Source organism: Sphingomonas sp. S6 (assembly GCF_043498045.1).
Lineage (GTDB): Bacteria > Pseudomonadota > Alphaproteobacteria > Sphingomonadales > Sphingomonadaceae > Sphingomonas.
On sequence record NZ_JBIEOE010000001.1, the window covers coordinates 242,137 to 254,579 of the forward strand.

Genomic DNA, 12,443 nt, shown 5'->3' on the forward strand with positions numbered 1-12,443 from the left:
TGGCCCGGGTTAAAGGAACATGACTCGCCCGAGACGCTGCGGCCGGGGGTCGTTGACGAACACGCAACCTTTGCATCGGGTGCGCATTGGGCATTGGGAATCTCAAGGACCTGATGATGAAGCAGATTTTTCCCGTCGTTCTGGCCCTGATCCCGCTGGCTGCGGTCGTGAGCGCCTGTGTGACCTGCCCCTGAGCGTTCCGCCGCAAGACTTGTCGGCGTTACACGTCAGACGGAAAAAAGGGCCGCCCGGTACGCACCGGACGGCCCTTTTTTCGTAGATCGGCGTAAGCCGACGCGGGGATTAACCCTGCGTCTGCTCCGTTTCGGCGCGATCGTCGCCCTGCACTTCGGCAGTGGCGCCCGGCTCGGCGTTGGGATCGTAATCCTCGGTGAAGCCGGCTTCGTCACGCTCGAACATCGATGCCATGACATCGACGCCCGACGCCTGCATCTCGGCCTCTTCCGGCGAGCGGGCGACGTTGACCTTGACGGTCACGGCGACTTCCGGGTGCAGCGCGACGCGCACGTCGTACAGGCCGATCGACTTGATCGGCTTGTCGAGCACGATCTGGCTCTTGGTCACCTTGTGGCCGTCGGCGACCAGCGCCTCGACCAGGTCGCGCACCGCGACCGAGCCGTACAGCTGGCCGGTGTTCGACGCCTGACGGATCAGCGTGACCGACACGTCCTTGAAGTTGACCGCTTCCTTCTCGGCTTCGCCGCGACGGTTCGCGTTCTCCGACTCGATGCGGGCGCGGTTCGCCTCGAACACCTTGCGGTTGGCTTCGTTGGCGCGCAGCGCCTTCTTGTTCGGCAGCAGGAAGTTACGGGCGAAACCGTCCTTCACCTTCACCACGTCGCCGATGGCGCCGAGCTTCTCGACGCGCTCAAGCAGAATGACGTCCATGTCTCGGACTCCTTACTTAACGACGTAGGGCAGCAGGCCCAAGTGACGGGCGCGCTTGATCGCCTGGGCGAGTTCGCGCTGCTTCTTGGCGCTCACCGAGGTGATGCGCGACGGGACGATCTTGCCACGCTCGGACACGAAGCCCTGGAGCAGACGGACGTCCTTATAGTCGATCCGGGGCGCATCCTTGGCGCTGAACGGGCACGACTTGCGGCGGCGGAAAAACGGGCGAGCCATTATGCGGCCTCCTCTTCACGGTCACGACGGGGGCCACGATCGGGGCGATCGCCGCGCGGTGCGCCGTCACGGCCACCTTCGCGGTCGCTGCGACGCTCACGGTCGCGCTCCTGCTTGCGCATCATGACGGTCGGACCCTGCTCCAGCTCGTCGACCTTGACGGTCATGTAGCGGATCACGTCCTCGTTGATCTGGGTCTGGCGCTCCAGCTCGGCCACCACGTTGCCGGGGGCGTCGATCTCGAGCATCACGTAATGCGCCTTGCGGTTCTTCGCGATGCGATAGGCGAGGCTGCGCAGGCCCCACGTCTCGGTCTTGACGACCTTGCCGCCGTTGTCTTCGATGATCTTCGTGGCGGTTTCCGCCAGCGCGTCCACCTGCGCCTGTGCCAGATCCTGGCGCGCAAGGAACGTGTGCTCGTACAGAGCCATGCCTTGTCCTTCGTTGGCCGATCGCTGACGCCGCCCCATGCGACGCCCCTCCGGCTGTCTTCCCCGTATCGCTCTCAATCAAATCGCAATACGAACCGGGGCGGAGAGACTGGCTCTCCACCCCGGATGTGGCGTCCCCTAACGGGTTCGCTCCAAAAGGCAAGGCTTAACGGCCAGCCTCAGCGAAACGAGCGCTGGATCACGCGGATGACCGTGCCGTTGTTGCGGACCAGCACCGCATCGCGGCCCGAGCGTGCCCAATAGGCACCGCGCGGCGGCGGGGCGAGGCGATAAGTGCGATAGTCGTTCACGATGCGATAGTTGGTCGCGCGACGGCGATCGAAGCGCTGGCCGGCGCGCCAGCCGCGGGTCTCGGTCGTCCGCGTCGTCACCACGGTGCGGCCGTTGGGGCGCTCCTTGACGGTGGTGACGGTGCGCTGCTGCGGCGCGGCTTCGGCGACGCTGGCGACCATCGGGCTGGCGACCAGCGTGGCGGCGATCGCGCTCAGGATCAGCTTCTTCATCGTTCATACTCCCGTTGAACATGCATTGGATACTGGCGCCGTTTTTCGTGGCGTCGGAACGAGATATGGGCGCCACCTGTCGCACGCCTCTCCCACCGATCCGTCAAAACGGTCGCAAGGTGTCGCAACTCCGCGATATTCGTTCAGGTTGCGTGAGGCCCGCCGCGGCCCTAGTGGCGCCCTCCTGCGAATTAAGGAGAGTCCAGATGCGGGCATTCATCTTCCCCGGCCAGGGCAGCCAGGCGGTCGGCATGGGCAAGGCGCTGGCCGATGCGAGCCCGGTGGCGCGCGAGGTGTTCGGCGAAGTCGACGAGGCACTGGGGCAGCATCTGTTCCGTCTGATGGTCGAGGGGCCCGCGGACGATCTGACCCTGACCGAGAATGCCCAGCCCGCGATCATGGCCAACGCCATCGCGACGCTGCGCGTGCTGGAGCGGGAAGGGGGCGTGTCGCTCGCCGACAAGGCGGACTATGTCGCGGGCCACAGCCTCGGCGAATATAGCGCTTTGTGTGCGGCGCAGGCGTTCGACCTGTCCACGACCGCGCGCCTGCTGAAGCTGCGCGGGCAGGCGATGCAGGCGGCGGTGCCGGTGGGCGAGGGCGCGATGGCAGCGCTGCTCGGCGCCGATCGTGACAAGGCGCAGGTGATCGCCGGGGCGGCGGTCGATGCGATTCTGGCGGAGGGCGGCGAGGAACTCGTCTGCACCGTCGCGAACGACAACGACCCCTCGCAGGTCGTGATTTCGGGGCACCGTGCCGCGATCGAACGCGCGGTCGCGCTCGCCAAAGACTTGGGTGCCAAGCGCGCGGTGCTGCTGCCGGTGTCGGCGCCGTTCCACTGCCCGCTGATGCAGCCGGCCGCGGACGCGATGGACGCCGCGCTGGCCGACGCGCGCATCGGGGCGCCGCTGGTGCCGGTGTTCGCCAACGTCGATGCGGCGGCGATCGCCGATCCGGGCGCGATCCGCGCCTCACTGGTCGCGCAGGTGACCGGCATGGTGCGCTGGCGCGAATCGGTGCTGGCGATGGTCGAGGCGGGCGTCACCCAGTTCGTCGAATTCGGCGGCAAGGTGCTCATCCCCATGGTCAAGCGCATCGCACCCGACGCGGATGCGATCAGCGTGGTGACGATGGACGACATCGAGGATTTGCTTAAGAGGATTTGATCACCGGGAAGCGCAGAAGGTTTTGCGCGCAGAGGCGCAGAGAGCGCAGAGGATGACGGGGTGAGGGACATCGATGCGATCAGTGGCGACGTACTTGACGTGGCCCTCCGATTGCATCGCGATCTTGGCCCCGGTTTGCTGGAAAGCGTGTACGAGGCAGTTCTTGCTGCGCGCTTGATGCAGATCGGTTATGAGGTGGTTCGTCAGCAGCCGGTCGATATCGACTTCGAGGGTGTCCGCATCAATGGCGCGTTCAAGATCGATCTACTGGTCGACAACCGCTTGATCCTTGAGATCAAGTCGGTCGAGCGCTTGTTGCCCGTCCACGCCAAACAGCTTCTGACCTATCTCCGGCTAACAAAACAGCCCGTTGGGCTGCTGATTAATTTCGGCGGCGAGGCGCTCAAAGAGGGTGTGAGGCGGCTGGTAAACAACCACCGCCCCTCTGCGTCCTCGGCGCCTCTTCGCGAAAACAATTAGAGTTTGGAGATTAAACGATGTTCGATCTTACCGGCATGACTGCGCTCGTCACGGGTGCTTCGGGTGGCATCGGGTCCGCCATTGCCAAGGGGTTGGCGGCGCAGGGGGCGCGGCTCGCGGTGTCTGGTTCGAATGCCGAGAAGCTGGAGGCGTTCCGCGCCGGGCTGGGCGGCGATCATGTCGCGGTGCCGTGCAATCTGTCGGACGCCGCCGCGGTCGACGCGCTGGTGCCGCAGGCGGTCGAGGCGCTCGGTGGGCGGATCGATATCCTGGTCAATAATGCCGGCGTCACGCGCGACAATCTCGCGATGCGGATGAAGGATGACGAATGGGATCAGGTGATCCGCGTCAACCTGGAGGCCGCATTCCGGCTGATCCGCGCCGCCGCCAAGCCGATGATGAAGCAGCGTTTCGGCCGCGTCGTGTCGATCACCTCGGTCGTGGGGCAGACCGGCAATCCGGGGCAGGCGAACTATGCCGCGTCGAAGGCGGGCCTCGTCGGCATGTCGAAGGCGCTGGCGCAGGAACTGGCCAGCCGCAACATCACGGTCAATTGCGTCGCGCCCGGCTTCATCCGGTCGGCGATGACCGACGTGCTGCCGGATGCGCAGAAAGCTGCGCTGCTCGGCCGCATCCCGGCGGGCGAACTCGGCACGGGCGAGGATATCGCCGCCGCGGTCGTCTATCTGGCGTCGAAGGAGGCAGGGTACGTCACCGGCCAGACGTTGCACGTCAACGGCGGCATGGCGATGATCTAACCTCTTGTTAAGACGGTTGGCCGACGCCAACCCTTAACAGACGCTTGCCAGCCGGACGGCCCCGTTCTACGGGCTGTCGGGAATTACTGAAAACCCCCCAACGTGAAGAGGGAATACACATGAGCGAGACCGCCGACCGCGTGAAGAAGATCGTCGTCGAGCATCTCGGCGTCGAAGCCGACAAGGTGACCGAGGACGCGAGCTTCATCGACGACCTGGGTGCCGACAGCCTCGACATCGTCGAGCTCGTCATGGCCTTCGAGGAAGAGTTCGGGGTCGAGATCCCCGACGATGCCGCCGAGAAGATCACGACCGTCAAGGACGCGATCACCTACATCGACGAGCATAAGGCGTAATCGCCTGAGGCCGGGCCTTCCGCCTCGCCTCGCGCCCGCAAGGGCATGATTGAAGCGGCTCCCCGTCCCCGTTGTGAGAGGGCGGGGGGCCGTTTTTCGTAACAGCCGGGCGCGTGATCCGCGGCCGGGGACGTACATGGACTGGATGGAGTAAGGGTATGCGGCGCGTTGTCGTAACCGGATTGGGCCTCGTGACGCCGCTCGGCGCGGACGTCGAGACGGCCTGGGCCAATCTGATCGCCGGCAAGTCCGGCGCGGGGACGATCACCCGCTTCGATACCACCGGGCAGAAGTGCACGATCGCGTGCGAGGTGAAGCCCAAGGATCACGAATATGGTTTCGACCCCGACAAGCGCGTCGACCACAAGGTCCAGCGTCAGGTTGATCCGTTCATCATCTATGGCATCGACGCCGCCGGCCAGGCGCTGGAAGACGCGGGCCTCACTGAGATGGACGAGGCGACGAAGCTGCGCGCGGGCGTCTCGATCGGATCGGGCATCGGCGGTCTGCCGGGCATCGAGATCGAATCGATCAACCTGCACGAGCGTGGCCCCAGCCGGGTCAGCCCGCACTTCGTCCATGGTCGCTTGATCAACCTGATCTCGGGCCAGGTCAGCATTAAGTACGGCCTGATGGGCCCGAACCACGCGGTCGTCACCGCCTGCTCGACCGGCGCACACTCGATCGGCGATGCCGCGCGCATGATCCGCGACGATGACGCCGACATCATGCTGGCGGGCGGCGCGGAGAGCACGATCAACCCGCTCGGCGTCGCCGGCTTCGCCCAGGCGCGCGCGCTCAACATGAGCATGAACGATCGCCCGACCGAGGCGAGCCGCCCCTATGACAAGGACCGCGACGGCTTTGTGATGGGTGAGGGCGCAGGCGTGGTGGTGCTCGAGGAATATGAGCACGCCAAGGCACGCGGCGCGAAGATCTATGCCGAGGTCGTCGGCTATGGCCTGTCGGGCGATGCCTATCACGTCACCGCACCGCACCCGGAAGGCAAGGGCGCCGAAAATGCGATGCGCATGGCGCTGCGCAAGGCGGGCATGGAGCCGTCGGACATCGATTACATCAACGCCCACGGCACCTCGACCATGGCGGATACGATCGAGCTCGCCGCAGCCAAGCGCGTGTTCGGGGACGATCTGTCGGGCGCGTCCATGTCGAGCACCAAGTCGGCGATCGGGCATCTGCTCGGCGGCGCCGGTGCGGTGGAGAGCATCTTCTGCATCCTGGCGCTGCGCGACCAGATCGTGCCGCCGACGCTGAACCTGCACAATCCCGACGAGGGCACCGAAGGCGTCGACCTGGTGCCGCTGACGGCGAAGAAGCGGGAGGTGAAGGCGGTGCTGAACAATTCGTTCGGCTTCGGCGGCACCAACGCCAGCTTGGTCATGAAGGCGATCTGAGCCCCATACGATGCGTAAGGTCGGCTGCCTCGGTCTGCTGCTCGGGCTCGTCGCGATCATCGCGGCGGTCGTCGTCGTACGCAGCTGGGGCGGCAGCGGCCCGGCGCAGCGTACGGTGACGGTACAGGTGGCGGAAGGCAGCAGCCTTGCCGCCGCCGCGCGGGAACTGGAACAGGCCGGGGCGATCCCCTCCGCTGGCCGCTTCCGCCTGTTCGCCCGCGTGTTTGGGTCGGATGGCTCGATCAAGGCGGGCGAATATCGCATCCCGCCGCACACCAGCCAGGCCGATATCCTGAAGATGCTGCAGGGCGGCAAGGTGCTGCAGCGCCTCGTCGTCGTGCCCGAAGGCTATCCGTCGGTGCTGGTGCATGACGCGCTCGCCAAGGCAGATGGCTTGACCGGCAGCGTGCCGGTGCCCGCCGAGGGATCGGTGTTGCCGGACAGCTACGCCTTCCAGCGCGGGGACACTCGCGCGTCCGTCGTCACCCGCATGCAGACGGCGATGAAGACGTATCTGGCCCAGGCCTGGGCGAAGCGGAAGCCCGGCATTGCGGTGACGACGCCCGAGCAGGCGATCATCCTCGCCTCGATCGTCGAAAAGGAAACGGGCAAGCCGTCCGAGCGGCGCATGGTCGCCGCGGTCTATGGCAACCGCCTGAAGCGCGGCATGCCATTGCAGGCGGACCCGACCGTCATCTATCCGATCACCAAGGGGCGCCCCCTCGGACGGCGGATCCTGCGCAGCGAATTGCAGGCGAAGAACGGCTACAATACCTATGCCGAGGTCGGCTTGCCGGCCGGGCCGATCGCCAATCCAGGCCGGGCCTCGATCGATGCGGTGCTTGATCCGGCGCAGTCCAACGCGCTGTATTTCGTTGCGGACGGCACCGGCGGGCATGTGTTCGCCGACACGCTGGCGCAGCACAATGCCAATGTGCAGAAATGGTACGCGATCCGCCGCCAGCGCGGCGAGATGTGATCAGGCTGCGCTAAGCACCTGCGGCGGGGCGGCGAGCTGCGTCGCCAGCCACGCGCGCGCCGTGGCTTCGTCCAGAAAGATCGCCGCTGCGGTGGTGCCGAGCGAGCGCTCCGCCTGCATTTTCACGAGCATGGCAGCGAACAGCAGGCAGACCGGCCGCTCATGACTGCTCGCGCGGCCGATCACGCTGGCGAAGCCTTCGGCCAGCGCGCCGGTCTGTACCTGATACTCGCGGCAATCGACGAACACGCCATAGCGACCATATCGCTTGGACTGTTCGACGCCGCGCGCAGTTACCTCGTCGACAAAGGCGGCCAGGACCGGCGGTGTCCAGAAGCCGCGCAGCCGTATCGTGAAGACGCGGGCCTGTTCGTCGAAGGCGAAGGTGTACATGCCCTTCACCTTGCACCCATCCGATGGAGGATCGGTTAAACGAGTGGCGGGGTTCGGTTATATTGCGTCGGCGGTAGCGGGACGGTTGCGGGGGCTATTTGGTCTGCCTCGTCCGAGCCGTCACCTCGACCGTATTCCGGGGGCCACCGCGCCACCTAATCGATAGCGTCGGCGCGTGCGGGGCGGTGGCGGCCGGAACACGCAGCATGACGGGGCAGGCGTTTGCGAAAGTGCCGCAAAGGACCTGGTTTAGTGCGGTTCTTCGCTGCGCGTCACACCTGCCAGATCCCAGCCCGTGCTGGGATGACGCGGGTTGGCCGTTTGCGATCGGCCTTCAGCGCCGCAGGGCGCTTGCCGCGCGGGCCTTGGCCTCGACTTCCGCCATGCTGCCGCCCGTGACCCAGCTGCCGCCGACGCACAGGACGGGGTCGAACGCCAGCCAGTCAGGCGCAGACGCTTCGGTGATGCCGCCGGTCGGGCAGAAGCGGCACTGGTAGAAGGGCGCGGCGAGGGCCTTCAGCGCCTTCAGCCCACCGCTGGTTTCGGCGGGAAAGAATTTGAAGTGCGTCAGGCCGAGGTCGAGCCCGCGCATGATATCGCCGGCGGTGGCGGTGCCGGGCAGATAGGCGACGCCAGCGTCCACGATCGGCCGGGCGAGGCGTTCGGTGAGGCCGGGCGAGACGATGAACTCGACGCCGGCGTCGATCACGGCCTTCGCCTGCGCTTCGTTGACGACGGTGCCGGCGCCGACGATCGCGCCGGGCACGGTCTTCATTTCGGCGATCGCCTCCATCGCGGCGGGGGTGCGCAGCGTGACCTCGAGAACGCGCAGGCCCCCGGCGACGAGCGCTTCGGCCAACGGCTTGGCGGTTGCGGCGTCGTCGATCACCAGCACCGGGATGACGGCGCTGGTCTGCATGATGGTGGCGATATCGGTCATGCTGGATGCTACCTTTTTATGCGTGGTCTTGGGCGAAGGCGGCCGCCGCGCCGAACAGGCCGGGCTGCGGATGCGTGATGAGCTTGACGGGGATGCCCGCCATCAGCGTCTGGAACCGGCCCTTGGCGACGAAGCGCTGGTCGAAGCCGGAGCGGATCAATTTATCCTTGATGCGTAGGCCCAGGCCACCGGCGATCACCACTGCCTTGGCACCATGCGCCAGCGCGAGGTCGCCCGCCACGGCGCCCAGCGACAGGCAGAAGCGGTCGAGTGCGGCGAGCGCGATCGAATCGGTGCCGTCGAGCGCTTCGGTCCAGATCGTCTTGTCGTCGCGGCTGGGCACGGCGCGCCCTTCAAGTTCGGCAAGCGTTTCGTAGATCGCGATGATACCGGGACCGGAGCAGATGCGCTCGGTCGAAACGCGGGTGAACTGGCGGCGCAGGCGCTTGACCAGCGCGTCCTCTATACCGTCCAACGGCGCGTAATCGACATGGCCGCCTTCGGTCGCGAGGACGTGGTAGCGGTCGGCGGTCTTGAACACCTGCGCGACGCCCAGGCCCGTGCCGGGGCCGCAGACGGTGGTGACGCCCTGCGCCGGCAAGAGCGTGTCGGGGCCGCAGAGATGCTCGAAATCGTCCGCCGGCAGTTGGGCGACGGCATGGCCCACCGCGCCGAAATCGTTGATGACGGTGTAGACGTCGGCGCCGAGCCGTTCGGGGATCAGCGAGGGTCGGATCACCCAGGGATTGTTGGTCAGGCGGATGATGTCGCCGGTGATCGGCGAGGCGACCGACAGCGCTGCGGCCTTGGGCAACGGCGTGCCGTGGATCGATGCGAAATGCTGCCACGCGGTCTGCAGGCTGGCGTGTTCGGCGGTCTTGAGCGTCACCGGCTCGCCCAGCGACACGACGCGGCCGTCCTCCACTTCGGCGATGGCGAAGCGGGCGTGGGTGCCGCCGATGTCTACGCTGACCAGTTGCATTGCGTTTCCTCTCTTATCGTTCCGACCTGCCCTTACCCTTTCGCCGGCTTCGCCGTCTCTTCCCGCCCCGTGGGGAGAGGGAGGGCGGCGCGCAGCGCCGAAAGGGTGAGGGTAGTCTCTTACAACCCAGCCGCCGCGAGCATCCCCGACGCGCCCTTTTCGGCTTCATCGGCGAGGCCGCGGAACATGCCGAATAGCTCGCGGCCCATGCCCGTCGCCGCTCCGGGGGCGTCGCACAGCGGGCGCTCCAGCCATTCGGCAGGATCGACCAGCGCATCGAGCGTGCCGTTCACCGCATCGACGCGAATGATGTCGCCATCGCGGATCTTGCCGATCGGGCCGTTGCCCAGCGCTTCGGGCGAGCAATGGATCGCGCACGGCACCTTGCCGCTCGCGCCCGACATGCGACCATCGGTGACCAGCGCGACCTTGAAGCCGCGGTTTTGCAGCACACCCAGCGGCGGGGTGAGCTTGTGCAGTTCGGGCATGCCGTTGGCGCGCGGGCCCTGGAAGCGGACGACGACGACGACGTCCCGCTCCAGCTCGCCGCGCTTGAACGCTTCGAGCACGTCGAGCTGGTCGTGGAAGACGCGCGCGGGCGCCTCGATGACCCAACGCTCGCGATCCACCGCCGACACCTTGATGCAGGCACGGCCGATATTGCCGGCGAGGATGCGCATGCCGCCATCGGGCGAGAAGGCCTCGGCGACGGGGCGCAGGATGCTGGTGTCGCTGCTGTCGCCCACCGGTTCCCACGCCAGCCGGTCGTCGGCGATCACCGGCTTTTGCGCATATGCGGCGAGGCTGTCGCCGCTCACCGTCGTGATGTCGCCGTGCAGCAGGCCGGCCGAGAGCAGTTCGCGGATGACGAAGGGCATGCCGCCCGCTGCCTCGAACGCGTTCACATCGGCCGAACCATTGGGATAGACCCGGGCGATCAGCGGCACGGCCTGGCTGAGGCGATCGAAATCCTCCCAGTCGATGACGATGCCCGCCGCGCGCGCGATAGCGGGCACGTGAAGCAGGTGGTTGGTCGAGCCGCCGGTCGCGAGCAGGCCCACTGCGGCGTTCACGATCGCACGTTCGTCGACGCAATGGCCCAGCGGGCGATAGTCGTCGCCGCGCCAACCCATGGCGCTGAGCCGATGCACCGCGGCGCGCGTGAGTTCCTGGCGCAGCTTGGTGCCGGGATTGACGAAGGCAGCGCCCGGCATGTGCAGGCCCATCACCTCCATCATCATCTGGTTGGTGTTGGCGGTGCCGTAGAAGGTGCAGGTGCCCTTCGAATGATAGGCCGAAATCTCGGCGTCGAGCAGTTCCTCACGCCCTGCCTTGCCCTCTGCATAGGCCTCGCGCACCGCCGCCTTGGCCTTGTTGGGCAGGCCCGAGGGCATCGGGCCGCCGGGGATCAGCACCATCGGCAGATGGCCGAAGCGCAGCGCGCCCATCAGCAGGCCCGGCACGATCTTGTCGCAGATGCCGAGCAGCGCCGCGCCCTCGAACGTGCCGTGGCTGAGCGCGATCGCGGTCGACAGCGCGATCGTGTCGCGGCTGAACAGCGACAGCTCCATACCGGGATAGCCCTGCGTCACGCCGTCGCACATCGCCGGCACGCCGCCCGCGACCTGCGCCGTCGCGCCGACCTCCCGTGCCCAGACCTTCATCAGCTCGGGATAGCGGTAATAGACGGCGTGCGCGGACAGCATGTCGTTGTACGCGGTGACGATCCCGATGTTCATCGCCTGGCCGGCGCGCATCGTGTCGCGGTCTTCCTCCGTCCCCGCATAGGCGTGGGCGAGGTTGGCGCAGCCCAGTTGCGGGCGACGCGCGCCATTGTCCCGCTCGCGCTCGATCAGCGACAGATAGGCGGCGCGGCTGTCCTTCGACCGGGCGATGATGCGGTCGGTGACGGCGGAGACTTCGGGGTTCATGGCGCGGGTTCCTGGGGAGGGAAGGGGCGGCGGGGTCAGGGCGCCCAGTGGATGTCGACGGGCAGTTCGGCGTCGGCGAGGACGCGACCGATCGGATAGGGCGACGACGGGCCTTGTTCGATCGCCTGTTCAAGCACCTTGCGCTTGTCCTTGCCGGTCAGAGCGATCATCAGCGCGCGCGCCGTAACGATGCCCTGGCGGCTGAGCGTGACGCGTGCGACCGGTGCTTCAGGCGGCAGCGGATCGGGCATGACGCCGAGCATGCGGCGTTCCTTGGGGCCGTTCAGCGCCTCGTCGAAGTCGGGGCCGGGGAAGATCGAGGCCGTATGCCCGTCGCCGCCCATGCCGAGCAGACACAGGTCGAGCGGCCAGTGCAGATCCTGCATCAGCGCATCGGCGGAGCGGCCGGCGGACTTATAATCCTCGGTCTGCTTGGGCACGATCGGGATCACGCGCGCGCCCTTGGGGATGAACAGCTTGCCGAGCTGCGTCACGTTCGACAGCGGGTCGCCGAGCGGCACGATGCGCTCGTCGCCCGGTACGATCGTCACCCGCTTCCAGTCGAGCTTGGCGCTGGCGAGCTTTTCATAGGCCGGGAAGGGGGTCTTGCCGCCGGCGAGCGCAATGACCGCGGAGCCGCGCGCGTCGATCGCGCTTTCGATGACGAATTGGATGTCGCCGGCGATCGCGTCCGCGAGTTCGCCCGCGTCATCATACTCCCACCATTCGATCTCGGTCATGGGTACAGCCTTTTCATGTCGGCGCGCGGGGCTCGCTTAGCGGAGTGGCCCACGCAAGGTAAGTGCCCCCGCATACGTATGGGGGACAGAAATGTTCGCATAGGAGCTCCGTCACCCCGGCCTTGAGCCGGGGTCCCGCTTTTTGGCTATCACCCAGGACTGCAAAAGGAAGCGGGACCCCGGCTCAAGGCCGGGGTGACGA

15 protein-coding genes are annotated in these 12,443 nt (G+C 66.7%); 6 read left to right on the forward strand and 9 right to left on the reverse strand.

Annotated elements, in window-relative coordinates; genetic code table 11:
* Window positions 1–303 precede the first annotated feature (303 nt).
* The 4 genes from rplI to ACGVWT_RS01160 all read right to left on the reverse strand — a co-directional run bounded on the left by rplI (window position 304) and on the right by ACGVWT_RS01160 (window position 2,101).
* Window positions 304–909, reverse strand: coding sequence for a 50S ribosomal protein L9 (rplI, locus tag ACGVWT_RS01145; protein WP_116462183.1), 606 nt, complete (start codon window positions 907–909; stop codon window positions 304–306).
* Between the two features lie 12 nt (window positions 910–921).
* Window positions 922–1,146, reverse strand: coding sequence for a 30S ribosomal protein S18 (rpsR, locus tag ACGVWT_RS01150; RefSeq protein WP_007403456.1), 225 nt, complete (start codon window positions 1,144–1,146; stop codon window positions 922–924).
* Window positions 1,146–1,577 carry a 30S ribosomal protein S6 gene (rpsF, locus tag ACGVWT_RS01155; RefSeq protein WP_116462182.1) on the reverse strand — a complete coding sequence of 144 codons (432 nt, stop codon included), beginning with the start codon at window positions 1,575–1,577 and terminating at the stop codon, window positions 1,146–1,148. The genes rpsR and rpsF overlap by 1 nt, the downstream gene beginning before the upstream one ends.
* A 179-nt stretch (window positions 1,578–1,756) precedes the next feature.
* Complete coding sequence (locus tag ACGVWT_RS01160) at window positions 1,757–2,101, reverse strand: RcnB family protein (RefSeq protein WP_315462136.1); 345 nt, start codon at window positions 2,099–2,101, stop codon at window positions 1,757–1,759.
* 206 nt (window positions 2,102–2,307) lie between these two features.
* On the opposite strand from ACGVWT_RS01160, the gene fabD reads away from it, so the two are divergent.
* The 6 genes from fabD (at window position 2,308) to mltG (ending at window position 7,255) form a co-directional block, all read left to right on the forward strand.
* Window positions 2,308–3,267 (forward strand): ACP S-malonyltransferase, encoded by a 960-nt coding sequence (gene fabD / locus ACGVWT_RS01165; protein WP_315462135.1) that lies wholly within the window; start codon window positions 2,308–2,310, stop codon window positions 3,265–3,267.
* Between the two features lie 60 nt (window positions 3,268–3,327).
* A complete protein-coding gene (locus ACGVWT_RS01170; RefSeq protein ID WP_315462134.1) occupies window positions 3,328–3,747 on the forward strand; it encodes a GxxExxY protein in 420 nt (139 codons plus the stop codon).
* Between the two features lie 17 nt (window positions 3,748–3,764).
* On the forward strand, window positions 3,765–4,505 hold the full coding sequence (fabG, locus tag ACGVWT_RS01175) for a 3-oxoacyl-[acyl-carrier-protein] reductase (RefSeq protein WP_315462133.1): 741 nt from the start codon (window positions 3,765–3,767) through the stop codon (window positions 4,503–4,505).
* Between the two features lie 119 nt (window positions 4,506–4,624).
* Window positions 4,625–4,861 carry an acyl carrier protein gene (locus ACGVWT_RS01180; RefSeq protein WP_017979028.1) on the forward strand — a complete coding sequence of 79 codons (237 nt, stop codon included), beginning with the start codon at window positions 4,625–4,627 and terminating at the stop codon, window positions 4,859–4,861.
* 158 nt (window positions 4,862–5,019) lie between these two features.
* Window positions 5,020–6,276, forward strand: a complete 1,257-nt coding sequence (gene fabF, locus ACGVWT_RS01185) for a beta-ketoacyl-ACP synthase II (protein WP_020486511.1) — start codon at window positions 5,020–5,022, stop codon at window positions 6,274–6,276.
* Window positions 6,277–6,286: 10 nt separating this feature from the next.
* The gene (gene mltG / locus ACGVWT_RS01190) at window positions 6,287–7,255 is read left to right on the forward strand and encodes an endolytic transglycosylase MltG (protein WP_315462132.1); all 969 of its coding nucleotides are present in this window, start codon (window positions 6,287–6,289) and stop codon (window positions 7,253–7,255) included.
* On the opposite strand, the gene ACGVWT_RS01195 is transcribed toward mltG, so the two are convergent.
* The 5 genes from ACGVWT_RS01195 to pgl form a co-directional block, all read right to left on the reverse strand.
* The gene (locus ACGVWT_RS01195) at window positions 7,256–7,648 is read right to left on the reverse strand and encodes a hypothetical protein (RefSeq protein WP_315462131.1); all 393 of its coding nucleotides are present in this window, start codon (window positions 7,646–7,648) and stop codon (window positions 7,256–7,258) included. It abuts the gene before it with no gap.
* A gap of 334 nt (window positions 7,649–7,982) precedes the next feature.
* Window positions 7,983–8,588 (reverse strand): bifunctional 4-hydroxy-2-oxoglutarate aldolase/2-dehydro-3-deoxy-phosphogluconate aldolase, encoded by a 606-nt coding sequence (gene eda, locus ACGVWT_RS01200; protein ID WP_315462130.1) that lies wholly within the window; start codon window positions 8,586–8,588, stop codon window positions 7,983–7,985.
* Window positions 8,589–8,604: 16 nt separating this feature from the next.
* Complete coding sequence (gene glk / locus ACGVWT_RS01205) at window positions 8,605–9,570, reverse strand: glucokinase (protein WP_315462129.1); 966 nt, start codon at window positions 9,568–9,570, stop codon at window positions 8,605–8,607.
* Between the two features lie 119 nt (window positions 9,571–9,689).
* Window positions 9,690–11,501 (reverse strand): phosphogluconate dehydratase, encoded by a 1,812-nt coding sequence (gene edd / locus ACGVWT_RS01210; protein WP_315462128.1) that lies wholly within the window; start codon window positions 11,499–11,501, stop codon window positions 9,690–9,692.
* Window positions 11,502–11,536: 35 nt separating this feature from the next.
* A complete protein-coding gene (gene pgl / locus ACGVWT_RS01215) occupies window positions 11,537–12,241 on the reverse strand; it encodes a 6-phosphogluconolactonase (RefSeq protein WP_116462172.1) in 705 nt (234 codons plus the stop codon).
* Between the last annotated feature and the right edge of the window lie 202 nt (window positions 12,242–12,443).

What these genes read in the sequence shown, in the direction of transcription:
- rplI (WP_116462183.1), bottom strand. Translation starts at nt 909, where the DNA reads ATGGACGTCATTCTGCTTGAGCGCGTCGAGAAGCTCGGCGCCATCGGC.
- rpsR (WP_007403456.1), bottom strand. Translation starts at nt 1,146, where the DNA reads ATGGCTCGCCCGTTTTTCCGCCGCCGCAAGTCGTGCCCGTTCAGCGCC.
- rpsF (WP_116462182.1), bottom strand. Translation starts at nt 1,577, where the DNA reads ATGGCTCTGTACGAGCACACGTTCCTTGCGCGCCAGGATCTGGCACAG.
- ACGVWT_RS01160 (WP_315462136.1), bottom strand. Translation starts at nt 2,101, where the DNA reads ATGAAGAAGCTGATCCTGAGCGCGATCGCCGCCACGCTGGTCGCCAGC.
- fabD (WP_315462135.1), top strand. Translation starts at nt 2,308, where the DNA reads ATGCGGGCATTCATCTTCCCCGGCCAGGGCAGCCAGGCGGTCGGCATG.
- fabG (WP_315462133.1), top strand. Translation starts at nt 3,765, where the DNA reads ATGTTCGATCTTACCGGCATGACTGCGCTCGTCACGGGTGCTTCGGGT.
- ACGVWT_RS01180 (WP_017979028.1), top strand. Translation starts at nt 4,625, where the DNA reads ATGAGCGAGACCGCCGACCGCGTGAAGAAGATCGTCGTCGAGCATCTC.
- fabF (WP_020486511.1), top strand. Translation starts at nt 5,020, where the DNA reads ATGCGGCGCGTTGTCGTAACCGGATTGGGCCTCGTGACGCCGCTCGGC.
- mltG (WP_315462132.1), top strand. Translation starts at nt 6,287, where the DNA reads ATGCGTAAGGTCGGCTGCCTCGGTCTGCTGCTCGGGCTCGTCGCGATC.
- ACGVWT_RS01195 (WP_315462131.1), bottom strand. Translation starts at nt 7,648, where the DNA reads ATGTACACCTTCGCCTTCGACGAACAGGCCCGCGTCTTCACGATACGG.
- eda (WP_315462130.1), bottom strand. Translation starts at nt 8,588, where the DNA reads ATGACCGATATCGCCACCATCATGCAGACCAGCGCCGTCATCCCGGTG.
- glk (WP_315462129.1), bottom strand. Translation starts at nt 9,570, where the DNA reads ATGCAACTGGTCAGCGTAGACATCGGCGGCACCCACGCCCGCTTCGCC.
- edd (WP_315462128.1), bottom strand. Translation starts at nt 11,501, where the DNA reads ATGAACCCCGAAGTCTCCGCCGTCACCGACCGCATCATCGCCCGGTCG.
- pgl (WP_116462172.1), bottom strand. Translation starts at nt 12,241, where the DNA reads ATGACCGAGATCGAATGGTGGGAGTATGATGACGCGGGCGAACTCGCG.